Origin of the sequence: Brevibacillus fortis (genome assembly GCF_046196545.1) — a bacterium.
Lineage (GTDB): Bacteria > Bacillota > Bacilli > Brevibacillales > Brevibacillaceae > Brevibacillus > Brevibacillus fortis_A.
In genome coordinates, this window is sequence record NZ_CP176370.1 from 808,271 (window position 1) to 833,705 (window position 25,435).

25 protein-coding genes are annotated in these 25,435 nt (G+C 44.3%); 13 read left to right on the forward strand and 12 right to left on the reverse strand.

Annotated elements, in window-relative coordinates; translation table 11 throughout:
- Positions 1–408: 408 nt before the first annotated feature.
- The 3 genes from ACKKE8_RS04365 to ACKKE8_RS04375 all read right to left on the reverse strand — a co-directional run bounded on the left by ACKKE8_RS04365 (position 409) and on the right by ACKKE8_RS04375 (position 2,775).
- On the reverse strand, positions 409–627 hold the full coding sequence (locus ACKKE8_RS04365; RefSeq protein ID WP_409177079.1) for a hypothetical protein: 219 nt from the start codon (positions 625–627) through the stop codon (positions 409–411).
- A 550-nt stretch (positions 628–1,177) separates the two neighbouring features.
- The gene (locus ACKKE8_RS04370; RefSeq protein ID WP_409177080.1) at positions 1,178–1,681 is read right to left on the reverse strand and encodes a DUF1259 domain-containing protein; all 504 of its coding nucleotides are present in this window, start codon (positions 1,679–1,681) and stop codon (positions 1,178–1,180) included.
- Between the two features lie 560 nt (positions 1,682–2,241).
- Positions 2,242–2,775 (reverse strand): NAD(P)H-dependent oxidoreductase, encoded by a 534-nt coding sequence (locus ACKKE8_RS04375; RefSeq protein ID WP_409177081.1) that lies wholly within the window; start codon positions 2,773–2,775, stop codon positions 2,242–2,244.
- A 210-nt stretch (positions 2,776–2,985) separates the two neighbouring features.
- Here ACKKE8_RS04375 and ACKKE8_RS04380 point away from each other — a divergent pair, with 210 nt between their 5' ends.
- Positions 2,986–3,366, forward strand: coding sequence for a winged helix-turn-helix transcriptional regulator (locus ACKKE8_RS04380; RefSeq protein WP_409177082.1), 381 nt, complete (start codon positions 2,986–2,988; stop codon positions 3,364–3,366).
- A gap of 103 nt (positions 3,367–3,469) precedes the next feature.
- Here ACKKE8_RS04380 and ACKKE8_RS04385 read toward each other — a convergent pair whose 3' ends face one another.
- The 3 genes from ACKKE8_RS04385 to ACKKE8_RS04395 form a co-directional block, all read right to left on the reverse strand.
- Positions 3,470–3,913: a cell wall hydrolase gene (locus tag ACKKE8_RS04385; RefSeq protein WP_409177083.1), complete on the reverse strand. Its 444-nt coding sequence runs from the start codon at positions 3,911–3,913 to the stop codon at positions 3,470–3,472.
- A gap of 160 nt (positions 3,914–4,073) precedes the next feature.
- The gene (locus ACKKE8_RS04390) at positions 4,074–4,697 is read right to left on the reverse strand and encodes an acetate uptake transporter (RefSeq protein WP_409177084.1); all 624 of its coding nucleotides are present in this window, start codon (positions 4,695–4,697) and stop codon (positions 4,074–4,076) included.
- 213 nt (positions 4,698–4,910) lie between these two features.
- A complete protein-coding gene (locus ACKKE8_RS04395) occupies positions 4,911–5,993 on the reverse strand; it encodes a hypothetical protein (RefSeq protein ID WP_409177085.1) in 1,083 nt (360 codons plus the stop codon).
- A gap of 328 nt (positions 5,994–6,321) precedes the next feature.
- Between ACKKE8_RS04395 and ACKKE8_RS04400 the strand changes: the two genes are divergently transcribed.
- On the forward strand, positions 6,322–7,116 hold the full coding sequence (locus tag ACKKE8_RS04400) for a glycosyltransferase family 8 protein (protein WP_409177086.1): 795 nt from the start codon (positions 6,322–6,324) through the stop codon (positions 7,114–7,116).
- A 237-nt stretch (positions 7,117–7,353) separates the two neighbouring features.
- Complete coding sequence (locus ACKKE8_RS04405; RefSeq protein WP_409177087.1) at positions 7,354–8,589, forward strand: macrolide family glycosyltransferase; 1,236 nt, start codon at positions 7,354–7,356, stop codon at positions 8,587–8,589.
- A gap of 73 nt (positions 8,590–8,662) precedes the next feature.
- Here ACKKE8_RS04405 and ACKKE8_RS04410 read toward each other — a convergent pair whose 3' ends face one another.
- Positions 8,663–9,976: a hypothetical protein gene (locus tag ACKKE8_RS04410; protein WP_409177088.1), complete on the reverse strand. Its 1,314-nt coding sequence runs from the start codon at positions 9,974–9,976 to the stop codon at positions 8,663–8,665.
- A gap of 187 nt (positions 9,977–10,163) precedes the next feature.
- Between ACKKE8_RS04410 and ACKKE8_RS04415 the strand changes: the two genes are divergently transcribed.
- A complete protein-coding gene (locus tag ACKKE8_RS04415) occupies positions 10,164–10,598 on the forward strand; it encodes a HEAT repeat domain-containing protein (protein WP_409177089.1) in 435 nt (144 codons plus the stop codon).
- Between the two features lie 62 nt (positions 10,599–10,660).
- Here the strand turns inward: ACKKE8_RS04415 and ACKKE8_RS04420 are convergent, their stop codons facing one another.
- A complete protein-coding gene (locus ACKKE8_RS04420; RefSeq protein WP_409177090.1) occupies positions 10,661–11,983 on the reverse strand; it encodes an esterase-like activity of phytase family protein in 1,323 nt (440 codons plus the stop codon).
- A 223-nt stretch (positions 11,984–12,206) separates the two neighbouring features.
- Between ACKKE8_RS04420 and trpB the strand changes: the two genes are divergently transcribed.
- The 6 genes from trpB (at position 12,207) to ACKKE8_RS04450 (ending at position 18,240) form a co-directional block, all read left to right on the forward strand.
- Positions 12,207–13,373 carry a tryptophan synthase subunit beta gene (gene trpB / locus ACKKE8_RS04425; RefSeq protein ID WP_409177091.1) on the forward strand — a complete coding sequence of 389 codons (1,167 nt, stop codon included), beginning with the start codon at positions 12,207–12,209 and terminating at the stop codon, positions 13,371–13,373.
- Between the two features lie 173 nt (positions 13,374–13,546).
- A complete protein-coding gene (locus ACKKE8_RS04430) occupies positions 13,547–14,485 on the forward strand; it encodes a nucleoside hydrolase (RefSeq protein WP_409177092.1) in 939 nt (312 codons plus the stop codon).
- A 57-nt stretch (positions 14,486–14,542) separates the two neighbouring features.
- Positions 14,543–15,757, forward strand: a complete 1,215-nt coding sequence (locus tag ACKKE8_RS04435) for a NupC/NupG family nucleoside CNT transporter (RefSeq protein ID WP_409177093.1) — start codon at positions 14,543–14,545, stop codon at positions 15,755–15,757.
- Between the two features lie 205 nt (positions 15,758–15,962).
- Positions 15,963–16,565 (forward strand): CPBP family intramembrane glutamic endopeptidase, encoded by a 603-nt coding sequence (locus ACKKE8_RS04440; RefSeq protein WP_409177094.1) that lies wholly within the window; start codon positions 15,963–15,965, stop codon positions 16,563–16,565.
- A gap of 119 nt (positions 16,566–16,684) precedes the next feature.
- A complete protein-coding gene (locus ACKKE8_RS04445) occupies positions 16,685–17,263 on the forward strand; it encodes a GNAT family N-acetyltransferase (RefSeq protein WP_409177095.1) in 579 nt (192 codons plus the stop codon).
- 101 nt (positions 17,264–17,364) lie between these two features.
- Complete coding sequence (locus ACKKE8_RS04450; protein WP_409177096.1) at positions 17,365–18,240, forward strand: radical SAM/SPASM domain-containing protein; 876 nt, start codon at positions 17,365–17,367, stop codon at positions 18,238–18,240.
- Positions 18,241–18,444: 204 nt separating this feature from the next.
- Here the strand turns inward: ACKKE8_RS04450 and ACKKE8_RS04455 are convergent, their stop codons facing one another.
- The 4 genes from ACKKE8_RS04455 to ACKKE8_RS04470 form a co-directional block, all read right to left on the reverse strand.
- Complete coding sequence (locus ACKKE8_RS04455) at positions 18,445–19,305, reverse strand: copper amine oxidase N-terminal domain-containing protein (protein ID WP_409177097.1); 861 nt, start codon at positions 19,303–19,305, stop codon at positions 18,445–18,447.
- A gap of 95 nt (positions 19,306–19,400) precedes the next feature.
- A complete protein-coding gene (locus ACKKE8_RS04460; protein ID WP_409177098.1) occupies positions 19,401–20,705 on the reverse strand; it encodes an MFS transporter in 1,305 nt (434 codons plus the stop codon).
- 22 nt (positions 20,706–20,727) lie between these two features.
- Positions 20,728–21,339: a TetR/AcrR family transcriptional regulator gene (locus ACKKE8_RS04465; protein WP_409177099.1), complete on the reverse strand. Its 612-nt coding sequence runs from the start codon at positions 21,337–21,339 to the stop codon at positions 20,728–20,730.
- Between the two features lie 145 nt (positions 21,340–21,484).
- Positions 21,485–22,270, reverse strand: a complete 786-nt coding sequence (locus ACKKE8_RS04470; RefSeq protein ID WP_409177100.1) for a class I SAM-dependent methyltransferase — start codon at positions 22,268–22,270, stop codon at positions 21,485–21,487.
- 267 nt (positions 22,271–22,537) lie between these two features.
- Between ACKKE8_RS04470 and ACKKE8_RS04475 the strand changes: the two genes are divergently transcribed.
- From ACKKE8_RS04475 to ACKKE8_RS04485, 3 genes are all read left to right on the forward strand, one after another.
- Complete coding sequence (locus tag ACKKE8_RS04475; protein ID WP_409177101.1) at positions 22,538–23,239, forward strand: response regulator; 702 nt, start codon at positions 22,538–22,540, stop codon at positions 23,237–23,239.
- 14 nt (positions 23,240–23,253) lie between these two features.
- Positions 23,254–24,369 carry a sensor histidine kinase gene (locus tag ACKKE8_RS04480; RefSeq protein WP_409177102.1) on the forward strand — a complete coding sequence of 372 codons (1,116 nt, stop codon included), beginning with the start codon at positions 23,254–23,256 and terminating at the stop codon, positions 24,367–24,369.
- A gap of 116 nt (positions 24,370–24,485) precedes the next feature.
- Positions 24,486–25,424: an ABC transporter ATP-binding protein gene (locus ACKKE8_RS04485; protein ID WP_409177103.1), complete on the forward strand. Its 939-nt coding sequence runs from the start codon at positions 24,486–24,488 to the stop codon at positions 25,422–25,424.
- Positions 25,425–25,435: the final 11 nt, after the last annotated feature.

Here is a 25,435-nt window from a genome sequence, read left to right on the forward strand (position 1 = left end):
TTCCTCAGTATAAACATCGATCCATCGGTGACTTTTACAAACTTAAAGGGAAATTCCAAACAAAACGAAAATAGGGAGGGTGCCCCAAATGAAAAAAGTACTTGTAATAAAGCAGAACGTAGCTGACCCCGGCCATTGATTATGTGACAAATTCTTATTATCGAGAATTGGATTACTTATGTACCTTGATGAAAAAATCAAGGTGCTTTTTATTTGAGTAACCTTTGGCTTTCTTGCTTGATGACACGATACAGGTAATGGACGGTTCCGGAGGATAGCCTACCTTTTTTTCCATCGTGTCGGCTGCCTTTTTCAGCCAACCGGATAGGAATTTAACGATGTAGAAACTCAAATAGCCGTTCGTTACTGAAACGGCTAATAAGTGGATATTGGTTTCTCACAACACGGTTATTTGTCAGGTTTAGGGTTAGTGGGAGAAGTGTTGCCTGTATCCGGTAAATTAGGATCGTGCACATTGGGACCTTGACTGTTAGTGTCTGGGTTGTGCCATGGATTAGAATCTGAATTGTTGTTACCTGAATTATTGTTACCTGAATTATTGTTGTTATTATTGTTACCGCCGCTGCTATTGTTGTTGTTATTGCTGTTACTGTTGTCGTTAGCCATAAGGGTCATCTCCATATAGGTAAGTTGATAATAATATTCTGCTCCCAATTCATATTTTTATTAACAAACCAGTTACTTTGATAATCAAAAAGAATAATGCCCTACCAGATAAATGATAGGGCGGAAAGTCACTTATATTGAAAAGTCTTATTTCAAAATCTTTGATAATGGTACTGGTTTGAGCGGAGTGTTTTTGAATGAACGAAGCATGCGAGTAATTATTGAGACTTTACACATCGGTAATTGTAGTTAATCATCTTTCAAGTTGTTCAACTTCCATAACGCAACCGATGTGAAATGCGTTGCTTGAACCAAGATCAAATCGGATTCTCTGGGCAACACCAACCGCACCAATGACGTCCGCAACAGCGAAAACAACCGGTTATTTGAGAAGGATAGTGATTTGGAGTTTGATAAGAATATTGTACCAATTTACCGTTTACTTTCTTGAATTTCTTTAAATTGGATTTCTTCTTTTTCATGGGATATTCCCTCCATTATAACGATCTAAGATCATGTACTGTCCAAACGACCGACCACCATCGTCTTCTTATCTTTTTTTCCTACGAACAACCGGGCGTACAATCTTTTTCGTTAACACACTCTGAGCATCGCGTACGGCTCTGGCGAAAACCAATGGTCTCTCAATCTTTTCATAGTGGATATACCATAGATTTGGATTGGTAAACAGCCAGTGGTTATGCAAGGCAGTAACCTTTATACCATGTTTACGGAGACGCGAGATAAATGGGTTAATCTCACGTGTGAGAATAACTGTTTCTCCCAGACAAAGTGCAGTGCCATTCTCCCTAATGCTCTCAAAAGAGTGGAATTGGGGGATGGTCAACGCAGAGTTGGACCGTCTTCCTAAAATGGTAGCTCTTATATTGGTCCTTAGAGTCTGGGCAGTACAAACACCATTAACGACTGTCGCCTGTGCATTAAGGATTTCAGCAAATCTACGGCATAGTGGGCTAATTGCCAAAGTTGCATACCTCCATATTCTTATGATCATTTTTAATATATGAGGTATGAAAACGAAAGGTACAGGCATTCAGCGTGCGTAAAATACCTATTTTTAGAAGATTGGGTATGTAATAGTATTTAGAAAATGAAGGTAAACAAATAGCCCGTACGGTGTGGTCGGTTCACGAAAGCAATGACGAAAAGAGGCTGATGTAGCATCAGCCTCTAAGCAAAGATTTAGCAGACTTTCATTCTTCCTACCTATTAACTGATTTGTGGACAATTAGGGACGCCGATCAGTTTGAGCAGGTTATAAACTTCGCTCGAAATAGGGACAGTAATTTCGATCCCATTGAGCTTAACAACAGAAAAGAAACTTCCGTCAGATTCAAATACGCAAACAACTAATGTTACCATTTATCCTCTTCCTTTCTCCATAAAACAGGGAGATATTAGTTTTGTCCTCCCTGATAGTAAGTTATGGAGTTGGGAAGTTAAGTGACAGTGCTTGTATCACGTCTTGGTAATTTTTGGGTATTTAACAGAAAAATCTGATGAAGTGTTCCAGTAAATATAAAAACGAATCAAGATAAGGGGCTATCCTACCCTAAAAAGATAGGAAGGGACAGCTAACACGGAAGAGCTTGGTTACTGTTGATACGTAAAGATATAATCGATATATTCTTTTGCACTGCGATTGATTTCCTCATCGCTAGCTTGAAATGAAGCTCCGAAGATAGCAAAATAGGGTAATGCCACTGCGCCGACATGTACTGTACTGGCTTTAAAGGGCGTAATCACTTCATCCACGGTAAAAGAAACAGAGCCCTCTGGCGAATAATTTTCTTTTTTATCGCCGATGGACATGGCTAGTCCCAATTTTTTCCCTTTAAGCTTGTCACCCTTTGATCCATAAGCCCATCCATAAGCAAAAACATCGTCAAACCACTTTTTTAATAAAGGCGGATAACTGTACCAATACAACGGGAATTGCAAGATAACATGATTATATGCCTCTAATAGATGTTGCTCTCTAGGAACCTCAATGTTCCAATCAGGATACTCTTTGTAAATCTCATGAATGGTAATATCGTTTGGATATTGCAGCAGCTCTTCTTTCCAGCGCTGGTTTACCCTTGAAGCCTCAATGTTCGGGTGTGCCAAAATCACCAGTGTTTTCATTGTAAAAACCCCCTTCTCAGGCCAAAATCCCCAAAGTGTCTTGCCTCTTTTTTGAATATCATCATTATCTTGCAGGCATAAAAAAAAGAAAATACACACAATAAAGTAAGATGGTTACTTCAAGGTGTGTACTGGACTCAAAAAAATAAATATGCAACAATGAATTTTTATACTGACTTTACAAGATCAGCATGAACGAGGTGTTCATCTATGAAACAATATAATCTGGGCATAGAGGCAACACTTGAAATCATCGGCGGAAAGTGGAAAGCTCTGATCATATGCTTATTAATGTCCGGTGTAAAGAGAACAAGCGAATTACAGCGCAATATTCACGGCATTTCCCAAAAGGTTCTGATCCAGCAGCTGCGCGAACTTGAGAAGGATGGACTTGTAAAAAGATATGTGTACCAGCAAATGCCGCCAAAAGTCGAATATAGCCTCACGGAATATGGAGTTACAGCGAATAAGATTGTAGATGTTATGTGTTCGTGGGGGAAAGAAAATATTAAAATAAGACAACAGCAAGGAGAAGATATCATCTTGCTGGAAGATAAGTCACCGGAGGACTTTGGAGATTTCGGAGCGTAACGTTGATGTGATTAGACTTAACAAAAATACAAGGGGCTAACGTTTAAGCCCCTTGTCGTAACTCACCCATAGTGTAATGCCTAGGCTGTTTTCGTCTACAAATTTAAAAAGTATTATATACATTTTCACATTCTTTTGCGGTCGGCTCATAAAAACAATGAAGCTTGTAACGTCCTACGTGTGGCTGATTATACCAGGTCGGCGGACAAGGCAGGGGATTTTGCGCCGTTCCCGGACGAAAATACCAGAGGGAGAATTTGCCCGGCCAATACCGCTCTCCATTCACAACCCGTCGCGCCAGACGGCGTTCTTTCTCTCTAGCCCTTTGGTAGTACATACCATGAAGCAGAGCTTCAAACGCATGTGGCTGGTTGATCATTTGGGGAATTGTCCGTATTCCTTTAAAGTCGGAACAATTCGCTCTTATTCGGTTAATTCCAACGTTCCCCACAAGGAGCATACCCATTTCGCCTTCACCCACAGCTTCGGCTCGAAGCAACCTTGCCAACATGTCAATATCATTTTTCCTGGCTTTTACGACTGCCATCAGCTCACCTCTTTAGATTGTTCTAGGCACATCATATTGTAGAGGAAGCGGAAATGTTACCCTGGTGTTGTTGTTGTGACGAACCACTTTTTTAATCTGCATGCTTCAACGAATAGAAAAAGCCGCCCCTCGCAAATCAGCGAAAAGAGCGGCTACCAAACTAAGAACGATCTTTAAAAATCCCAAACGGACGACCGACGGGAAGGAATACTTTACCAAAGTGATTATTCAGCACCGCTGCTCCTGCACCGTAGAAGGAGAGCAGAGCGATTCCCATCTCAGCATAAGCAGCCATTGGTTTGAATACGCCAGAAGCAACACCAAAAGCATCAAAAGTCAGACCTAAGAATAGGACGTCGATCAGGACGAAGATAAAGAACAATACTTTATGAGTCTCCATCGATCCAATCGTCATCAGAATAGAGAAGATGAGATATCCAGCGAAGGCAAAGCCGAGCTGTGCGCCGTCCGCATTAGCAGCGAGTGTCTCACCGAATACGCCGAGCTTCACAAGCCAGCTGCTTGCCGTCGCGAGCCAGAAGAACGCGTACGCTCCAAAAGCGGTCGTCCCGAATGTGTTGTTGTGCTTCGCGTCGAGGATAGATGCGTAGAGTTGGGCAAAAGCACCGAGGAAGATGGCCCAAGGGATCACGAGTCCAAGACCTTCTGTTAGTCCAAGCTTTTGCGAAGAGGCTACGAACGTAACGATAGCTAGTCCGAACAAACCGATCGCGCTAGGATCGGCTGTGACGATTTTGACGTTGGTATGTTGTTGACTGCTCATGATAGTAGTAAAAGCCTCCAATAATATCAGGGTAAACCTGTAATAGATTTTGACCTTCTGCCGATAGCAGAATAGCACTGATATATTCTAATCGAAAATATACTCGACGCATAGATGGTAATTTAGAGAGGAAATGAGCGAAAGTAAGAGGACTGTCTTAAGTAGAAATTGATCTTCTACCTAAGACAGTCCTCCTTGTTTGCTTCAAAGTCATCAGTCCTTATTTCCAAATGAGCTATACGGAGTCAAGCGCAAGAGATCCTCCTGTCTTTTTGGCAATTTCGATAGCGGAATCCGGTATGCCATTTCGATAATTTTGCTTGCGACCTCAGCGCCGTTGGTAGGGATAAGACGAAATCTTTTTTGAATGGCCTCTTTATTTGCTAAAGCATGCTCGATCTTTGGTACAATCTCTTCCGGTTCCTGAATCGATACCTTATCACTATTGGCTATTTCCCTCAGCATATCTATTTTTTGCTCGCGTTCCGCATCATCCGGCGGAAGGAAAAGCAATGGGGTTCCTGTAGAGATGCAATCTCCTAAAATGCCCATGCCCGGTTTGCTAATGACCAGACTGGCCGCCTGTACAAGATTTTTGCCATTCGGGATGAGCGGGGCTTTGATGATTCTTTCATTGAATGGGTAATCTTCATCTGCCAATTGCCCAGCTATAACAAATCGATATCGGCCGGCAAGTGAGTTTATTTGATCATACCACTTCACGATCTGTTCATAACGGTTAGCGAGACCGCCACCCATGTGAACCAAAATAAACGACTCGTTCTGCTGAAGGCCTAACATGCGTCTTACTTCTTCCGGGGACTGGCTGATTTCCCTGGTGATTAAAGGAATCGGGATATAGATGCAGTTCATTTGCGGATGGGTCTGCTTAGGTGGAATAAGATTCATGTGCAGAAAGATATCGGATTGATTGGCGATTTCTACAATGCGATTTTTATATTCCTGCATCGGAGCTGAATCATTTTTATCGATGATAAAGTCACTGTGATAGAGGGTCACGAGCTTTGTGTTTCCATCGACCTTCCCCTCACTGCGAAATCGAGGCACATCGGAGCGCCAATCATTTATTAATAGTGTGGTTTGTTTACCATCCTCGAATTTTTTGGACTTAAAGGCTTTCAACTGGACGTCGTTGTGCAGGTTTTTCGATAAATAGCCATGTGTTTCCCGAAAGGCAAACACGTGAATGGGAAGATGGTGTTGCTGCAATTTTTCCGTTATGCTAATGCATCTACCGAGATGGCCCATACCTCTGCCAACCACAAAGGAGATCATATTTCATCACCCTTTTAAATAGGTACTTTCTTGTTCCCTGTCTGGAGCTTGGACAAATTACCCCAATACCGCCGCTACTTATGGGATAAGGTCATTGCCGAATTCGACTCGTTCTCACAGCTTATATATTTTATGGGGATGGATGGAACATGCTCTAGTCGTATAACGGTTTTCTTCACGATCACAGAAAAAAGTGGCATCAGCGGAGGCTTGCAGCTGTGAATTGTGCTCCCATCTAGAAATAATTAGGTATTTTCATCACACAAACCACCGCTGTCCATGAATAGTGTGTATATATAGCTCAATAAGGATATGGGGTGGGAGAATAGTGGGCACGATTCATATTGTAACAGCCGTTAATGATGGTTTTGCTATACATCTCGCAGTCATGTTATATTCCCTTTTTGAAAATAAGGTTTCTAAAAACCCAGTCATCGTTCACGTTATCGACAGTCAAGTCTCTGGGAAAAATAAATCCATCTTAACGAAAACTGTGAAACGATTCCATGCTCAAATCAAATATGTAACTATTGATCCGACCCTATATGATGGATTCCTCGTCCGTGATCATCTTACTCAGGAAACCTATCATCGAATTTCTATTCCAGACCTGCTGGACAAAGAAGTTGAAAAAGTGATTTATTTGGACAGTGATATCGTTATTAAAAAGGACATTACTCCATTATGGAACACAAAAGTTGATCAACATTTCCTTGCAGCGGTGATGGATTCTTGGCAAGGGTTAAACAAATTAAGACATGCCGACCTGGCTATTCCGGATGACTGTGATTACTTTAATGCGGGAGTATTAGTCATGAATTTGAAAAAATGGAGAGAGCATAACATTACAAAAAAGATTATGGATTACATGAAAAAGAACCAAAGTATTATCCGTTATCCCAGTCAAGATCCGATGAATGCGATTCTTCATGATAATTGGCTTCAACTTGATACCAAATGGAATTATCAGTCCAAGCATCTTTATAAAAGCAACCTGCGAATAGACCCGGCGATTATTCACTACACAGGAGAAGATAGTAAACCGTGGTTGAGTAAAAAGCACCCGCTTCGAGACGAATATTTTAAATATCTCAAAAAAGTACAGAAGTTAAACTCCTTGTAGGCATCGGGTCTTCGGGGCTTCCAAATTAAATAAAATGGATGCAAATCCCTTCACATGGAGAAATGATGGCTGGAGGGATTTTTGTGTTTCCGAAAATTACCCACAATACTAAACATCTTCATATAAAATATTGAACAAATTATGAAATATTTGGATTCTAACTATTTTCACCAGACATCTAGCTTATAATGAAATGGAAACATTTTCTAATTGAATATTCTTTTGGAGGTGGAGTGAGTGGCACGCGTATTGTATGTTACGATTCCAGCAGATGGTCACGTGAATCCTACATTGGGATTAGTGAAGCAGCTAGTCGACAACGGAGAAGAAGTCGTCTATATGTGCTCAGAAGAATATCGGAATAGGCTTGCCCAGACTGGGGCGCAATTCCGCGCTTATCAATTGGATGAACAAGTATCTCGTGATTTAGGTTTTAACCCAACAGAATTCAAACACCCTCTTCATTTCACCGATTTTATGCTACGAGGCATTATTGAACCCCACATTCCCGAGATTCTCCGGCAGATAGAAAACGGATCATTTGATTACCTGATTTTTGACTCCTTGTTTGGGTGGGGAGGGGAGATCTTAGGGGAGAAGTTAGGAATCCCGACGATCTGCTCCGTAACCAACCTGGCATTTGCAGAACCGCTCAGCCAGATTGTCGAAGTGTTTGATGCAAGTGATGTAGATGTGGATGCACTTTATGAACGAGTAACGCAGACTGCACAGAGCATCGCTCGTGTATGCAACGTAGCCGTCCCTGCCATTGAAGATATTACTCGCCAGTATGGGGACATGAAGATTGTCTTTACCAGCCGTGAATTCCAACCAGATGCTGACAAGCTGGACGATAGTTATCTATTTACAGGACCTTCGATTACATCGCGTCCGGATGCTCCTTCTTTTCCCTTTGAAAAGCTTCGCTCGCCACACGATAAGGTCGTATACATTTCCATGGGCAGTATTTTGACCAAAGATGTGGAATTGTACAAACTGTGCTTTGCAGCCTTTCAGGATATCCCGGCTCAATTCGTTCTGTCTTGCGGAAAAGACACGGAGCTGGGGGTGCTCGGAGACCATATTCCATCCAATTTCATCGTTGAGCCGTACGTTCCGCAACTGGAAGTGCTCCAGCAAGCCGATGCTTTTATTACACATGCTGGCATGAACAGTACGAGTGAGGCTCTCTATTTTCATGTGCCACTCGTCATGATTCCCTTAAGCTCCGATCAGCCGATTGTGGCGAAGCGAGTGGAGGAGTTAGGAGCGGGGATTATATTGGATAGAGGGCAGCTTACACCGACAGCTTTGAAGGACGCTTTGCTGCAAGTGTTGAACGAATCCACCTATAAAGAGCGTGCGATACAGGTAGGGGACTCCTTGCGTAACGCTGGCGGATATCAAGAAGCTGCAAGACGTATTATGTCTTGGTATTCGAAAAAAGAAATTGCAGGAACACACCAGTCTTAATGTAAGGGTTAGAGCATGATACAAAATGAAAAGCTTCTTGCCTCATCATCATGAGAGGCGAGAAGCTTTTTTACTACAACTTTTTCCATATGTTGAAGTTGGGCCATTCCTCTTGAAACACATCCTGCCCTTTCAGGTTGAGCAGCGGACCAAACCACAGCTTGAAATCCTTATTCTTGTCAAAATGCTCGGCTGGCACCAAAATGACCAGCATGGTCTCCACGCCTTCGCCCGGTTTTAACTCATCCTTTACTGTAGGGGTCAATCCGATTGCGGCTTTTACACTGGCTTTGGAATCGGGCAAATCAAGCGCAACTTGCAAGCTGTTGACTTTAACTGATTGAGCTGACCCATTATCGATGCGATATTTTGCCGTTAGTGCGACAATCCCCTTATCACCGAATCCTTTAAAAGAATTGACGTAAGCTGGCTCAATCGTCAGCTTTGCCCACTGGTACCCTTGCAGGGTAATTTTGATGTTGTCATTCTGATCGCTCTTGGTTGGCTTGAAGGTAAAGAGTACTTGTTTTTTTGCTACTTTTTTGGTTGTGAGAAAATCTCCAAAAGGCGGTTCAGGGGGCTGAGGCTTAGAGGCGTTTCCATCCGCGAGCAAAAAGTCGCGGCCACCGATGCGCAGCATTTTTGGACTTGGCTGTTCAGGCAGGAAAAATAGGAGCTTTTTCGTTTTGCCATCCTTATAGGTCAGAGTGAGGGTATAGTTTGTAATTTGGTAGGTTCCAGATGCTTTGGACTCCGATCCGACGCTAGTAGAAGTGCCCGAATTATCTCCTGTACTGGAACCATCTGTGGTGACGCCCACGACGCTGCTGTCCACAAAGGTACCGTCCTTATTGAATACATAGGTGATCGAGCTTGCGTATCCCGTACCAAGAACATTGGAGGAATAGCTGAAAGACTCGTACTTGCCCTGAAGCTTCAGCCCAGTGGAGGGAGCATATTTGATGAATTTTCCACCATTGATCTCCAGTTCGTTTGCTGATTTGACTTTGAACGTATACGATTTTCCGTTACTGAGCGTTAGTTTGTTTCCTTTGATTTGATAGGTTAAACATTTATCTTTACTGCAATTTAGTGCATCAATTCCGCCGTCTGGGAAAGTGGTTGCCACCTGCTTATCGTTGATGAAGTAAAAATACTCCCAGCACAACGAGGAGCATCCTCTTGCTCCGCCCACATCCATTTCCCAATTTGCATAAAAGCCTTTTGGTGAAACTTTGGCTGCGGCTACCACATTTGTGTTTGTGGATGCTTCAGATCCCTTGCCCTGTGCCCCTTCTACGGATGGCACAAAGAGCAACAGTATGGCAGAGAGCATCATTACGCTGATCACCCAAAGGGATATTTTCTTCTTCCTGACTGTTAACAATAGACAACCCTCCATTTTCCTCTCGATGGATAGATGACAGGTTAACTGGCGAAATACCTTTCATTTTATTCATGGGTTGACGGGAACAGACCTAGATTTTCGAGAAATTTATATGTGAATAGGTGGTGTTATTCGTGTGACGTAGTGTCATAATAGAAGGATGATAGTCAGAAGGAGATAGATTCGATTGAATAATACTGTAATCAAAAATGAGCTTCCCCAAAACTTTGAGGAATTAAAGAAAGCTGCTAATCGGACATCGAATTGGAGAGAGCGCTTAGAGGCTGTTGAAGAATTGGGTCAGTGGAAGCATGAAGAAACAATGAAATTACTGACGCGGATGATGATCAACGATACTGTGTACAAAGTTCAGGAGGCTGCTTTTCAGAAACTCAAAGCTTTTGGAGAAGGAGTCCGATTACCTGCTCAGAAAAAAGGCGACTTGATCAAAGGAGCAACGAAAGCCTTGGTAAGAATTAAGAAAAGCTTGCCAAAAGGTCATACGTTCGAGGAGTTCAAAGAGAAACTGCAAAAAATGAGAAGCGATATATATGATACGTACGAGGGAGAAAAAGGTGCTGATTTTGATCAGTGGCTGGAAAGCACATGGACCTCGTTATAGAAAGAACAATAGATATGGAATGAATGGAAAAGGAAGGGGATCACGCCCCTTCCTTTTCCTTCTTATTTCAAATCCTTACCTACTTTAATCACATACATCTGCGTTGGATTGCTATTAATTTTAATCTTCCCTTGCTCATCATAGCCATCTACGCCGAAATCATTGTCATTCACAATGGCAATTGTATTTTTATCCACAATCGCCAAGCCTTCCAGCTTTTCATGCGGATAATTCAACTTGGCTACATCCACCAGCAATTCCTTGGAAACAGGCACAATTCCTTTCTCTTTCACTTGGGCAACGGTGAGTTTTTCGAAGTCGTGCTCACTTGTTGACGTACCGAGTAAATTGGTTGCTTTCGAAAAATCTGCTTTATAAATACGCTTAAGCTGTGCGTCTGCACCGGCATTTTTGTCGCGCTCGTCAATCAGTAAAACATCCTGACTGAGTGCGGCCAAGTCACTGATAACGACGTCTTTCTGTTTCACTTTCACGAAATCTTTCGCGTTCTCTGCGATGTACATGTACTCGCCTACGACTTTTTTGGTGGCGAGATCCATCTTTAAAATGCGCAAGTTACGGGAAGCTTCACCTGTCTTTTTATCAGGGAGTGCCATCGGACTTTGGATCGAAGTATACAAGAACTTGCCGTCTGGCGAGATGGTGATACCTTCGAAGCCACGGTTTGCAATGCGTTTGGAATAGACGGCTGGCAGTGTATCAAAAATCTCCATCTTTGCACCTGCGGCAAGCAAGGCTTCTTTAGTACCCTTTGGCACATATCGGCCCAGGATTGTACCGTCACGCTTTACTTGAATGATGGATGGGCGGTATTCGTCGGATAACCAAAAAGTATCGTCGACCGGGTTGTAAGCGATGCCTTCCAAATCCAAACCGTCTGGATCGTAACTAATCTTTTTTGTTCCCGTTACATCGTAAGGAACTTCATCAGGGCCAGCGAGGTTCGGCAATCCACTGATAGAGGAAGTTTTCGTAAAGGCGTTGATCTTGCCCTGTGGCAATCGCAGCTTGATTGTTTCCAAAACGTGAATGTTTCCGTTCTCCACTTTTATTTTGTACAAGCGTGGTGTGTAGTTTTGGTCAGGGAACGTACGTAGCTCGTCCTTGCCGAATTGACCATTGGGTCCACGGTCAGCCAATGTATAAAAGATAGAAGGAGGATCGCTAGGAAGATGCACCAGACCGGAGAAGCCGCCTTCCTTAATACCTTCAGCGAGCGCAGGAGGATTTTTCCACTCATGAATTTCTGCTACTACTGGTGCTCCCGTTACATTTTGAGTTGCACCTGCTCCTTGTGTGCCGATCAAGGATAGAGCCGCAATTGTTGCGACCAGCAAGCTTTTCTTTTGAAAGTGAATCTTCATCATATCCCTCCGAATGAAAAAACGACGTAGTGAACCGCTTTTGTTAGACTACCCGATCTATATTGGGAAAATATGAAGCTAAAATGATTGTTTTGTAAAAAATGAAAATGAACTGACAAAATTAAAATTCAGAATAATCGAAAATCAACTTTGACACACGCTCTTTTGATCTTATAAAATCAAGAAAGGATTGAGGACAAGTTATAGCTGAGGAGAGATGAGCATGTCATTGACAGAACAGACAAAAAAGGGATATTTCGGTGAGTTCGGAGGAAGCTTTGTCCCTCCACAATTACAGGAAGTATTGGACTATTTAGCTGAGCAATTTGAAAAGTATAAAGATGATGAGGAATTCATCGAAGAGTACAAGTATTATCTGAAAGAATATATCGGTCGGGAAAATCCGTTGACGTTTGCTCGTCATTTAACTGCAAAACTCGGCGGGGCCAAAATTTATTTAAAGCGGGAAGATTTAAACCATACCGGTGCCCACAAGATCAATAATGTCATTGGTCAAATCCTTCTGGCAAAACGAATGGGTGCACAACGTATTATTGCCGAGACAGGTGCAGGACAGCATGGAGTTGCTACCGCGACTGTTTGCGCGATGTTTGGCATGGATTGCGTGATCTATATGGGTGCGGAGGATACGAAAAGACAAGCTTTAAATGTGTTTCGGATGGAGCTTTTAGGGGCAAAAGTGATTGCGGTGTCCAAAGGGCAAGGAAGATTGAAGGATGCGGTCGATGAAGCGCTGAATGATCTGGTTGAAAACTATCAGAACACGTTCTATTTATTGGGATCTGCGGTTGGTCCACATCCTTTCCCAACGATGGTAAAATATTTTCAAGCGATTATCAGTGAAGAATCCAAGCGTCAAATCTTAGAAAAAGAAGGGCGATTGCCGGATGCGGTCATCGCTGCTGTTGGCGGTGGCAGTAACGCGATTGGAGCATTTGCCCATTATATAGAGGAACCAGCCGTACGTCTGATTGGTGTTGAGCCTGATCAGGCACCTACCTTGACCAAAGGGGTTCCAGCCGTCATTCATGGTTTTAAATGCCTGGTGTTGCTGGATGAGAATGGAGAACCTCAAAAAACGTATTCGATTGCGGCCGGGTTGGACTATCCTGGTATTGGCCCAGAGCATAGCCAGCTAAAAGTCAGTGGACGAGCGGAATATTACACGGTGACGAATGAAGAAGTGTTGGGGGCTTTTCAAGAATTATCGAGAACAGAAGGGATCATTCCCGCCTTGGAAAGCGCACATGCCATTGCGTATGCCTTGCAGTTGGCCCCCACTCTGTCCCCGGAGCAGATCCTGATTGTTAATCTGTCCGGAAGAGGGGACAAAGATGTCGAACAAGTTTTCCATTTGTTAAACAAATAAAAGATGCAGAGGCCGTCCTGGGGGATAGCCTCTTTTTCGTCTATCGATTGCGTTTTTCATTGTGATTGTATATTTTTTAGTAAAACTTTAGTATTATTTTTTGATGGGTTCCAAATAATAGTGGTTTAATGATACTTCATACAAGTTCATGTATGAGATTGGAGATAATAATGATGAAGAAAAACATTTACTTTAACCATGATGGCGGCGTTGATGATTTAATTTCTTTATTCTTGCTGCTCCAAATGGACAATGTGAATCTGACGGGTGTATCCGTCATTCCAGCAGATTGCTACTTGGAACCAGCGATGTTTGCCAGCCGGAAAATCATTGATCGTTTTGGTAATGGCGGTTTGGATGTAGCAGAGTCCAATTCCCGCGGGAAAAATCCTTTTCCAAAGGACTGGCGCATGCATGCCTTTTATGTAGACGCACTGCCCTTACTCAATGAATCAGGAGAAGTGATTACGCCAGTAGCGGACAAGCCTGCACATCTTCACATTATTGAAACGTTGCGTGCTACGGAAGGAAAAACGACTTTGCTGTTTACTGGTCCTTTGACTGACCTTGCGCGTGCATTGGATATCGATCCAACTATCGAAGAAAAAGTAGAGCGCCTGGTGTGGATGGGCGGAACGTTCCGCGAAGAAGGAAACGTGCACGAGCCTGAGCACGATGGAACTGCAGAGTGGAACGTATTCTGGGACCCGGAAGCAGCTGCTCGTGTATGGGAAAGCGGAATTGAGATTGATTTGGTCGCACTGGAGAGCACGAACCAAGTCCCACTGACACTGGATGTTCGTGAGCGCTGGGCAAAAGCGCGCAAGCATATCGGTGTGGATTTCTTGGGTCAATGCTACGCAATGGTGCCGCCGCTTGTACATTTCTCGACCAACTCGACTTACTACCTGTGGGATGTATTAACCACAGCATTTGTTGGCAATAGTGATCTTGTAAAGGTGCAAACGGTTAACAGCATCGTGATTACAGAAGGTGCTAGCCAAGGCCGAACTGTTGAGACGGCTGATGGACGCCCTGTACATGTGGTTTATGACGTAGATCGTGATGCATTCTTTGATTACATAACAGAATTAGCGAAAAAAGCGAACTAGAACAAAACAAGTCATCTTAGATATCGACACAGCTGGCGATAAGGAAAGGATACGTTCATGCAATACATTTGGGGAGTTCTCGGCATCCTGGGAATTTTTTTGATAGCCATTGCGTTTTCGAAAAATCGGAGAGCGATTAATCCGAGAACGGTCATTGGTGCGTTTGCGATTCAGTTTATTTTTGCTTTGGTCGTACTGAAATGGGATTTTGGGAAAAAGCTTCTGGAGTACTTGGCGTCGATTGTACAAAGCATCATTGATTCGACGAATGCCGGAATCCAGTTCTTGTTTGGCGGGATACTCGGTGCACAGAATGCAGGCTTTACGTTTGCCCTGCAAGTATTGCCGATCATTATCTTCTTCTCTTCCTTGATTTCGGTCCTGTATTATCTCGGAATCATGCAGTGGGCGACGAAAATTATTGGTGGATTTTTGTCACGGGTGCTCAAAACGAGCGAAACCGAGTCCATGTCAGCCTCTGCAAATATTTTCTTGGGTCCGATTGAGGCGCCACTTGTCGTAAAGCCTTATATTGAGAAAATGACCAAGTCCGAGCTGTTTGCTGTAATGACAGGTGGACTGGCGTGCGTTTCGGGTTCGGTTATCGGTGGGTATGCGATGCTTGGTGTTCCGATTGAGTACTTGCTGGCCGCAGCATTCATGGGAGCACCAGGTGGTTTGTTGCTCGCGAAAATGATGATGCCGGAAACAGAACAGCCCCACAGAGTGGAACATGTAGAAGTGATGAAGGATACGGAGTCCAGAAACGTCATTGATGCGGCTGCTCGCGGAGCTTCGGACGGGTTAAAAGTGGCTGCTGGTGTCGGTGCGCTGTTGCTCGCGTTTATCTCGCTGATTTTCTTGCTGAACTCGATTATTGGCTGGCTAGGCGGGTTAGTGGGAGTAGAAGCATTGACGCTCGAGCATATTTTAGGCTACCTGTTCGCGCCGATTGCCTTTATGATTGGGGTTCCATGGGAGGAAGCGCTAAAAGCCGGTTCTTTCATCGGACAAAAGATTGTCCTCAACGAATTTGTCGCGTACACGGCTTTTGCACCGGAGATTGCGAATTTGTCGCAAAAAAGCGTTGTGATCATCAGCTTCGCCCTTTGCGGCTTTGCCAATCTGGCTGCGCTGGCTATGGTCATTGGCGGCTTGGGCGGCTTTGCTCCGTCAAGAAGATCAGACCTTGCGGAGATGGGCTTGCGTGCAGTAGTTGCGGCAACCTTGGCGAATCTGTTGAGCGCAGCGATTGCGGGGATGCTTATTTAGATGATTTAGTAGAAATAAGTACGAGGGCTGGAGTGATCCATGCCCTCGTTTTTTTTGGTACTACGTGAAGTTAGTACTACTCGCTTTTTGTATTCCTCGCTACAATCTTGTTAGTAAAAACAAGCCATGATTTGGTGGGGATATGATGAAGCATGTTCTGTTATTTCTAGGGCCAACGCTCATGATCTTTGTAGGTTTACAAGTCATGAGTAGCGTCCCAGTCACGTTTTTGCTTTTTTACGGGTGGCTGTTTGCGGTTCCGTTTGTGGACATGATCGTTTTGAAAAGAAATACATGGCGGGAAACATTCAGGCAAATGGGATTGGGAACCAACCGCCGCAATATGTATCATGGCATTATGACTGGACTTCTTTTCTTTATCACCATTATTCTTGCGGGATATTTCTTTCACAGCTTTTTGTTTGAAAAGGATGATCTGCAAAAATTATTGGTACAATGGGATTTCTCAGGCAATCTACTCGTTTGGCTCATCCTTGTTTTGCTAGTGATCAATCCGTTTCTTGAGGAAATCTACTGGAGAGGATATTTATTTAAAAGGCTGGAAGGAAAGCTGACGAAGCGAACCATGATTTTGCTGACATCATTGTTTTACAGTTTGTATCATTTCCTCTCTATCATTCCTTTGTTTAGCTGGCCGTATAATATCGCAATGATTTTGCCAGTATTTTTGGCGGGAATGATTTGGGGATATATGCGAGACAAGAGCAAATCACTGATGGGTTCAATCGTCAGTCATATCCTTGCAGATTCAGGGATTATGGCTGTCTATCTACTATTTTTGAAATGAATGATGCTGGTATGGAGGCAAGCTTCCATACCTTTTTTCTATTGGGTGGATAAGGAGGAAAAAGAGGCATGTTGGAAAAATTAAGAAGTTAGGTAATCTCAAAAGATGGAGTTGAAATCATGAACGTTGACGTACTTTTTAACCAGTTTCCCATTTTAAAATCAGATAGTTTCACCTTGAAGAAAATCGAAGAGCAGCATTTGGACGAAGTATTTGAAATCTACAGCAATGACCATGTATTTGCATACTGCGGCATTATCCCCAAGCATAATAAAGCGACAGTGAAAAACATGATCGGGCATTTTGAGAGAGACTATCTGAAAAAATCCAGGATCAAATGGGGGATATTCGCCAATGATAACCCCGATCACTTGCTTGGCATTATCGAAGCTTTCGACTTTCACCAAAAGGTAAATATGGTGACGATTGGTTACTTCTTGTCCGAAGTGCATTGGGGAAAAGGGATTGCGGCGGAAGCGGTAAGCATATTACTCCACTTTTTGTTCATGGATGTCAACGTCAACCGAATACAGGCGGAAGTGATGCCTCCGAATGAGAACTCCAAGAACGTATTGTTGAAGAATGGTTTCATGAAGGAAGGAACACTTAGACAAGCAACGCTATGGTCGGGAAAAGGAATCGTGGATCTAGAGATATACGGAATGTTAAAAGAGGACTATGAAAAAGGAAGGGGATGAATGTTGCCTCTTCACCAGAATACACCGTTACCCGTAAAAGCCCTCCTATGTTACTATGATGGGTATGATCAATCATAGGCATCTGGAATGGGGAAAACATCTTGAAAACATTTAAGAAAGTCTATATAGAAATCACCAGCGTTTGCAATCTCGCCTGTACCTTTTGTCCGCCAACAGAGCGCAGTAAAAGTTTTATTAAAGTAGAAGACTTTGCGAAAAGGCTGGATGAGATCAAACCGCACACCGATTATATTTATTTGCACGTCAAAGGGGAACCGCTTCTCCATCCCAAAATTGATGAGCTGCTTGATATCAGCCATGAGAAAGGCTTCAAGGTCAATATCACCACAAATGGTACGCTGATCGCGAAAAATCGGCATAAATTGCTGGGCAAGCCTGCGCTCCGACAAATGAACTTCTCGCTTCACAGCTTTGACGGACATATCGGTTCAACTAACCGCGAAGGGTATTTGCGGGAAATTCTCTCCTTTGTTCGGGAAGCTCGGGAGCATCAAGTCATTTTTTCTTTCCGGCTGTGGAATTTGACGCAGGATAACGTCACGAACATTCAAAAGAGTAGAAACCGCCAGACGCTCGAAATCATTGAGAAAGAATTTGGGCTGGACTATCGAATTGAAGAAAAAGTAGTGCCGGGCAGCGGGGTAAAAATCGATGACCACGTTTATTTGAACCAAGATTACGAATTCCAGTGGCCAAGTCTGACAGCGCCTGAGGATGATGGAAAAGGCTTTTGCCATGGCTTGCGCACGCAGGCTGCGATTCTCGAAAATGGAACAGTTGTTCCGTGCTGTCTCGATGGGGAAGGGGTTATTAATCTAGGGAACATTAATCAGACCTCTTTCACTGAGATTGTGGATGGCGAGCGGGCCAATAATCTGATAGAAGGATTTTCACGCAGGGAAGCTGTCGAGGAATTATGCAGAAGATGCGGGTACCGCCAGCGGTTTGGTGCGTAAGAAAGACAAAACGTCCGAGTCATATGATTTTTTCGGACGTTTCGTGCAGGATTTGAATGAAGCTACTAGGAATGGCGAAGACGGCGGGGGAAATGAGCTTGTTTTCAGACGTGGAAAAATGGCAAAAGTGTCGGTATGTCATACGAGCAAAGATAGAACTAACGGTAAAAAAGCCCTCAGCTATGTGAGGGCTTGTAACTTGTATTATTTTGCAGATGTATCGTCGGAGTCTGTATCCTGCTCGGATTCTTGAGAGGCTTGAATGTCGTCAATGATGACGATTTTGCCTTCTTCTTGCCATTTTACTTCCGCGTTCAGCTGTTCACTGATGAAGCGCAGAGGCAGGAATACACGTCCATTTTTCAGTACAGGTGCAGTGTCCAGAGAAATGGTTTTACCGTCTACAGTTGCTTCTTTTTTATCGAGGTACAGCGTGATAGATTTTTCGCCACGCGTAATTTCTACGGTACGAGTCTCTGGCTTCCAGTTCACTTCCGCTTTCAATGCGGAACTGATAGCACGTACAGGCACCAACGCTCTTCCACCTTGTACAAACGGTGCCACGTCAGCTTTTACCTGTTGTCCATCCACGAATGCTTTCACTTCTGTCGAGCCAGTATTCTCAAGGAGTTCTCCCAGCTTTTTGAATGGTGTGTGGTCTCCTTTTTGGTACGTGCGCTCAAGCAGCTCAAGCTGCACTTCCAAAGCGCCGCTCTTGTCAGTGGTTTTTTCCAGTTCAGCTACCAGCTGCTCGTATTTCGTTTTTTGATCCGCTGTAATTTCAGTTGCATGCTTGAGCTCTTGACGAAGCTCGATCAGCTGTTTTTTCAATTTTACGTCTTTGATCTTGGTTTCTGTGCTAGCTTCGGTTGAGTCCTCATCGTCGCTATCCGTATCGGTATCAGATTCTGTGACAGAAGTTTCTTTCGATTTGTCTTTTGCTTCCGTCTTTACTTCGGGCTTGCCGTTCCCATTTCCCTTGCTTTCCAGGTCAGCCGCCAGAGCAGCAGGTACACTTGTTGCGAGTAGAATAGCAACCAACGAAGTAGATATAGCTTTTTTCATTTGAATCTTCCTCCTTCTAGGTGTAAGTCTCATGAACTCGACATTCAAGACGAAGGAAAATATGAATAAGTTGCATAGATTTTGAGAAAATATTTTTATTTGTGCGAGTGGATACCTTTCAGTGTCATTTCTTCCAAATCCCGTATCTTGCTTACACGCCCGATTACGATTCCCAGTAGTGCCACAAGCAATCCAGAGAGAACAAACAGAAAGCCAATCCCTCTGCCTGGCCCCGTTCCGATGATCTGCCCGACCGTTTGACCCAGCAATTGATCTGGATAAAATAGCGGGTCAAATACATGATCCGCCAAAAATCCCGCCGATCCAAATGCCAGTACGAACCCGATTTGCGAAATAGCCGTGATCATCGACCACACTCTGCCTTGCCGTTCATTCTCGACGTTCGTTCGAATGAGAACCTCAAGGCTCGTGTTCACAAAGGGAAGCGTGATGAAAAAAAGGAAGCCAAAAATCATAATCAGCAAAACGGAGGTGAACACACCCATCAGGGCATAAAACAAGCCAGCAAGTACGAGAGAGAAGGACAGCATGAACACCTTGCTCTTTCCCATACCGAAGAGTCCGATCAAAAGGCTGCTGACGAGCATGCCCGATGCAGATGCAGAGAGGGCAATACCGAGCGTCTTGGAATCAGTTAATGTCAGCATCATAGGCCCAAAAAGCGATTGCAGCAGCCCGATGTAAAAGCACACGACGGACATTAACAAAACTAGAGAGAAAACCCCTTTCTTTGAAAGGAGATAGCGGAAGGCTTCAGACATTTCGCGAAAAAAGCTTTGTCTTTCGTGTTTATGGGGAGTGGCATCGTGTTTCATAATCATCAGCACGGCGCCGACAGCTAGAAGGAAGGTCATCATATCGATGAGTAAGACGAGCTGGATATCAAAAGCACTGAGAAGAAACCCTGCAACAAGTGGGGAGATAAGATATTGAGCCGAACTTGCCAGTTGGATGAGCCCGCTTGCCTGTGAGTACATCTCTTCCGAAACCAGATCGGAAACGGCTGCTTTAAAGGCTGGGTTTAGAATAGCGGCAGAGATCGAGCTGATGCCGACCCCAAAATAGATGTGCCATAATTCCATACGACCGGACAGCATGACAAGCAAGATGAACAAGATACCAGCTATGGAACCGATATCGCCAATAATCATCATTTTCTTGCGGTCAAATCTGTCTGCCAGCACCCCGCTAAAGGGAAGTAAAAGGAAGGAGGGGAGAAAAGAGAAGAGAATGATGAACGAATAGCTCATGGTAGAGTGGGTCTGTTGAAAAACAAAGACACCCAAGGTAAAAGCGGTAAGTCCACTTCCGATCGCTGAAAACAGCTGCCCTGACCAAATGATCAGGAATTTGCGAAAGGCTTTATCATGAGCGTTCATTGTCTTTCCTCCTTTTCATGCATTAAAGAAACGAGAAGGACCCCGGCGCAGCTCCTAGTGACCTTTCAATAATCACCTGCATGGCTTGTAATCGTTTTGTCTGTTCCTCTTGCTCCCAATGAAAAATGCCTGATTCCAACAAAAATTGCGAGCCAGCGAGGAGAAACTGAACGGTCTCCAAGGCATTCTCCACATGAAAGACATCTTCTTTATTTCCTTGTTCAATGACTTGCGCAAGCACAGGAGCAATTTTTACGATAATGGCGATGTTCAGACGCTCGTGAAGCTCTCTGTTTTCAGGGCGATGCAAGCTTTCCATCCATTCGGCTTTCTTGTCGATGGGTTGGCTTTGGCTGCGCAGCATCTGGCGAACCTTCGCCATGACACCTAAGGTAGAGTCATCTGCGATTTTTTTATATTCTTCGCAAAGCGTATCGACCATGGACTGGACAAATGCTTCGAGGATCTCTTCCTTCGATTTGAAGTAGTAATAAAAGGTTCCTTTCGCTACGCCCACCTTTTGAATAATCGCATCCACGGTTGTATGGACATAACCCTGATTTCGAAATAGCTCCCCGGCGGCTTCCAGTATTTCTGCTCGCCGTGTTGTGGGGTTTTTCACGATTCTTTTCATATACGCCTCCTTCGATTGTCAGTAAGTGGTTGGATACAGATTACCATATGACTGACCGTCAGTCTATAAGTGCGTGAAAGAAAAGAGGAGGGAAAGTCTCCTCTGTTCGGTAGTAGGAATTTAGTAAGATGATGGCAGACGTTCGTTATAATTTCTCGGCGATAATCGTGAAGGTTTTCGGGATTCCTTTGTCAAAAACTTCCGAGGAAAGGTTCGGGAGCTCCTCCAGCATTTTCAGGCACAGCCCTTTGCTTGCAATGGCCGTTACAATTTCCCCTAATGTCCAATTGCGTAACAATACTTTTGATTCAGTGTCATTCATCCCGTTCGAAAGGAATTTGGAGAAAGCAATGTCCTTTTCCTCAAGCGAGGTGTCGAAATAATCGCCTGTTACTTTATGTTTACGGATAGTAGCAGTCGTTCCGCGTGAGGAGATGAGTTTTGTGGATACCGGATGGAAATCTTGGAGGACGAGCACGCCGCCTTTTCGCAGGAGTGAGTAGACCACTTGGAATAATTCGGTTAAGTCCAAAAAGTAATGAAGAATACCGAATTCCATAAAAACGAGATCATACTCACCAGACAATACATCTGGAGGTAGCTGCAATACATCCGATACGATGTAAGTCAGGTCAACATCGGCAGCTGCAGCCAGTTCTCTGGCGTACTGCTCATTCTCATAAGAGAAATCGGCAATGGTCACGTCGGCACCTAGCAAGGCGAGCGCAACGGCTTTATTTCCATTAGAACCGAGTAAATTAATAATCTTTTTGCCGCGAATATCCCCCATGTGCTCATATACTTTACCGATTCGCTTTTGGGGGTCTTCTTTAATTTTGACCGCTGCGTCAACAGGTGTTCCAAAGCGTTTCAGCCACGCTTGATAAGCCCCGGTGTTCCAAGCCGTTTTATTTAGTTGTGCTGTTTCCACAAATTCCCCTCCATAGAGTATTCCATTCAAAAAATTGGCCCTGGTATGTTGGTTACGAGAGCTCAGGTAATTTATCTTACTGACACAGCGCATTCGTGTCTATATATATTCGAAGTGTTAATTTTTCCATGTGTGACCTGAAAGTGAGAACAATTGGGGAGCGATTCAACAATTGTGAAGCAAAGCGGGACAGTGGTAATATTGGGAAAAATATATACGTCCGCTCTTTATGCGGACGAGGGTGTGTTCGACGGGAGGCAAGCTGCTTTGAAAATCAAAGTGTTGATCGCAGACGACAATTCGTTTATACGGGAAGGCATGAAAATCATCCTGACGAGCTTCGAGGAGTTTGAAGTAGTCGGGAGTGTGGAGGATGGGGTCGAGGCGGTGACGTTTTGTAAACAAAACGAGGTAGATGTCGCGCTCTTGGATGTTCGGATGCCGAACATGAATGGAGTGGAAGCGACTCGTGTGCTGACTGCCGAGACTACGGTCAAACCGCTCATTTTGACTACATTCGACGATGACGAATTTGTCCTCGAAGCCATTCAGGCGGGGGCACGCGGCTATTTATTGAAAAACAATGATCCCAACCGTATTCGAGATGCGATCAAGAGTGTCTATAACAACCATCATGTGCTGCAGGATGTCGTCCTGGATAAGATCAAAATGAACCTGAATACAGGAAAGAACGCTACGGATACCGTGTCCGCTACCGTTCCTTCCAAAGCGAAAGCAGCCAACCCTACCGAAAGCAAAATCGACCAAAGCTTATTTACGGAACGGGAGCTCGATGTCATGAAGCAGATCGCCAAGGGGCTATCGAACAAAGAGATTGCCAAGAAGCTGTTTATTTCCGAGGGAACAGTTGCGAATTACATAACTTCCATCTTGAATAAAACAGCGCTTGAACACCGTACGCAGATCGCCATCTATTATTTGACGGGCGAAACGAGCATGTCTGATTGAAAGGAGGTCTACCGATGGAATTATGGACCATGGCTAATAAGGCAGCGGTACTTGGGCTTATCATCGTGACTTCTTTTCTTGCTCATCCCACTTCTGAAGTTGACCCGTGGCAAACTCTTGTGTACTTGTTGTATTTGGCTATTAATCTCACTATTCTCATCATGAAAAAGAAGAATCATCAGCAATGGTTTGTTGGGCTATCCATCCTGTTCGTGGTAGCGAGTGGACTCGTGCTCGATCCGTTGTTTTTACTGCTCTTGCCAATCAATATGTTGGAGCTGGCTTTCTTGGCAGGTAAGCAACTGGTGGTCGTATTTCTATTCATGTTGTTGCCACTGCTGATCGTACCACCTGAATGGGTGCCCTTGTTTCTATTCACGGCCTTGCTCAGTTTTTTTCTGCATAGATGCGGCAGTATGTTGACAGAGAAGCTTGGCAGGCTGGAGGCTGAACGGGAGAATCTGAGAGAGGATTTATACGGGTTGACCCGTACCTTAAACGAAAACCATGAGTATTTCCGACAGTCTGCCTACACTATTCAACTGGAGGAGCGCAATCGCCTCTCCCAACAAATTCACGACGATGTGGGGCATGCGGTTGCAGGTGCGCTGATACAAATGGAAGCGTCGCGACTGCTGATGGCGACTGATCAAGACAAGGCATCCGAGCTGCTCCGTAATGCGATCGCAATATCGAAGGAAGGGCTGGAGCGAATCAGAGTGACACTCAAGGATGTGAAGCCACGGCCGGAGGAGCTGGGAATCAATCGACTCCGGTTGTTTGTCGATGAGCTGTCTGCGAGAGAGACAGTGACAGCCACGCTTACTTTTGACGGGGACATCGACGTCATTACACCGATTCAGTGGAAAATCATCCAGCAAAATGCGAAGGAAGCGGTCACGAATGCACTCAAATATGCGAAGGCGACAGTGATTTCCTTAGAGGTACGGGTGCTGAATACATTCATAAAAGCAGTGGTCACAGACAATGGGAACGGCGCAGAAAAGGTTGTAAAAGGGCTTGGCATTCTCGGGATGGAGGAGAGAGCTGCTTCCGCTGGTGGAACAGTGATTGTAGACGGTACACGAGGCTTTAGCGTGACCACACTGCTGCCTTATCGCAACGAATGAAAAAGATCATGAGAAATAACATGAGAATTCTCATACCGAGGGATGAACTTATGCACTGACATAGGGGCATCCTTTTTTATTACAATGCAGACATAGCCACGAAGGGAGTGAGTTACGTGAGTCATGTATTGGAAATTCGTCAGTTAACGAAAAAATTCGGTGATTTCGTCGCCGTCGACAATATGTCTCTGAATGTGCGTGAAGGAGAAATCTTTGGTTTCCTGGGGGCCAACGGAGCGGGAAAGAGCACGACCATCAACATGATCGCTTCCCTGTTGCGCGTAACAAAGGGTGAGATTACCCTGCTGGGAAAAAACATTGAGAAGCACAGTAAATTCGCCAAAATGAACATCGGTATCGTACCACAAGATATTGCCATCTACGAGGATATGACTGCCTATGAAAACGTGAGGTTTTTTGCTGGCTTGTACGGACTGCGTGGATCACTGCTTCGCGAACGGACGGAAGAGGCGCTTGAATTCGTAGGTCTTGGTGACAAATCTACTAGCTTTCCCAAAAACTTCTCTGGCGGGATGAAGCGTCGGTTAAACATCGCTTGCGCCATTGCCCATCGGCCGAAGCTGATCATCATGGACGAACCTACTGTCGGGATTGACCCTCATTCGCGCAATTATATCTTGAATTCGGTGCGCAAGCTCAACGAAATGGGCTGCACGATCATTTATACGAGCCATTACATGGAGGAGGTCGAAGAAATCTGCACCCGTATTGCCATCGTTGATCATGGAAAAGTCATCGCGGAAGGATCGAAGGAGGAGCTAAAAGCGATTATTACCGACGCGAAGGAAATTTGGATAGGTGTCCGGGCAGATGAACCCTTAAACCTCGAAGGTATTAAGGCGATTCCTGGTGTGAATGCGGTGCTTCAAGAAGAGAATACGATCAAAATCGTATCGAAAACGGAGATCAACAACCTGAACCGGATCATTCAACAATTCATCAAGGATCAGGTAGAAATCCGCTCTGTTGAAGAGCAGGCGCCGAATCTGGAGACTGTGTTCTTGACCTTAACCGGTCGAAACTTGCGAGACTAGAGGAGGGGCTT

Excerpts from the sequence above, each read along its gene's own strand:
- ACKKE8_RS04380 (WP_409177082.1), top strand. The coding sequence starts at position 2,986 with ATGAAACAATATAATCTGGGCATAGAGGCAACACTTGAAATCATCGGC.
- ACKKE8_RS04395 (WP_409177085.1), bottom strand. The coding sequence starts at position 5,993 with ATGATCTCCTTTGTGGTTGGCAGAGGTATGGGCCATCTCGGTAGATGC.
- ACKKE8_RS04375 (WP_409177081.1), bottom strand. The coding sequence starts at position 2,775 with ATGAAAACACTGGTGATTTTGGCACACCCGAACATTGAGGCTTCAAGG.
- ACKKE8_RS04365 (WP_409177079.1), bottom strand. The coding sequence starts at position 627 with ATGGCTAACGACAACAGTAACAGCAATAACAACAACAATAGCAGCGGC.
- ACKKE8_RS04430 (WP_409177092.1), top strand. The coding sequence starts at position 13,547 with ATGAAGAAAAACATTTACTTTAACCATGATGGCGGCGTTGATGATTTA.
- ACKKE8_RS04455 (WP_409177097.1), bottom strand. The coding sequence starts at position 19,305 with ATGAAAAAAGCTATATCTACTTCGTTGGTTGCTATTCTACTCGCAACA.
- ACKKE8_RS04480 (WP_409177102.1), top strand. The coding sequence starts at position 23,254 with ATGGAATTATGGACCATGGCTAATAAGGCAGCGGTACTTGGGCTTATC.
- ACKKE8_RS04435 (WP_409177093.1), top strand. The coding sequence starts at position 14,543 with ATGCAATACATTTGGGGAGTTCTCGGCATCCTGGGAATTTTTTTGATA.
- ACKKE8_RS04390 (WP_409177084.1), bottom strand. The coding sequence starts at position 4,697 with ATGAGCAGTCAACAACATACCAACGTCAAAATCGTCACAGCCGATCCT.
- ACKKE8_RS04370 (WP_409177080.1), bottom strand. The coding sequence starts at position 1,681 with ATGCCTGTACCTTTCGTTTTCATACCTCATATATTAAAAATGATCATA.
- ACKKE8_RS04460 (WP_409177098.1), bottom strand. The coding sequence starts at position 20,705 with ATGAACGCTCATGATAAAGCCTTTCGCAAATTCCTGATCATTTGGTCA.
- ACKKE8_RS04465 (WP_409177099.1), bottom strand. The coding sequence starts at position 21,339 with ATGAAAAGAATCGTGAAAAACCCCACAACACGGCGAGCAGAAATACTG.
- ACKKE8_RS04445 (WP_409177095.1), top strand. The coding sequence starts at position 16,685 with ATGAACGTTGACGTACTTTTTAACCAGTTTCCCATTTTAAAATCAGAT.
- ACKKE8_RS04420 (WP_409177090.1), bottom strand. The coding sequence starts at position 11,983 with ATGAAGATTCACTTTCAAAAGAAAAGCTTGCTGGTCGCAACAATTGCG.
- ACKKE8_RS04440 (WP_409177094.1), top strand. The coding sequence starts at position 15,963 with ATGAGTAGCGTCCCAGTCACGTTTTTGCTTTTTTACGGGTGGCTGTTT.
- ACKKE8_RS04385 (WP_409177083.1), bottom strand. The coding sequence starts at position 3,913 with ATGGCAGTCGTAAAAGCCAGGAAAAATGATATTGACATGTTGGCAAGG.
- trpB (WP_409177091.1), top strand. The coding sequence starts at position 12,207 with ATGTCATTGACAGAACAGACAAAAAAGGGATATTTCGGTGAGTTCGGA.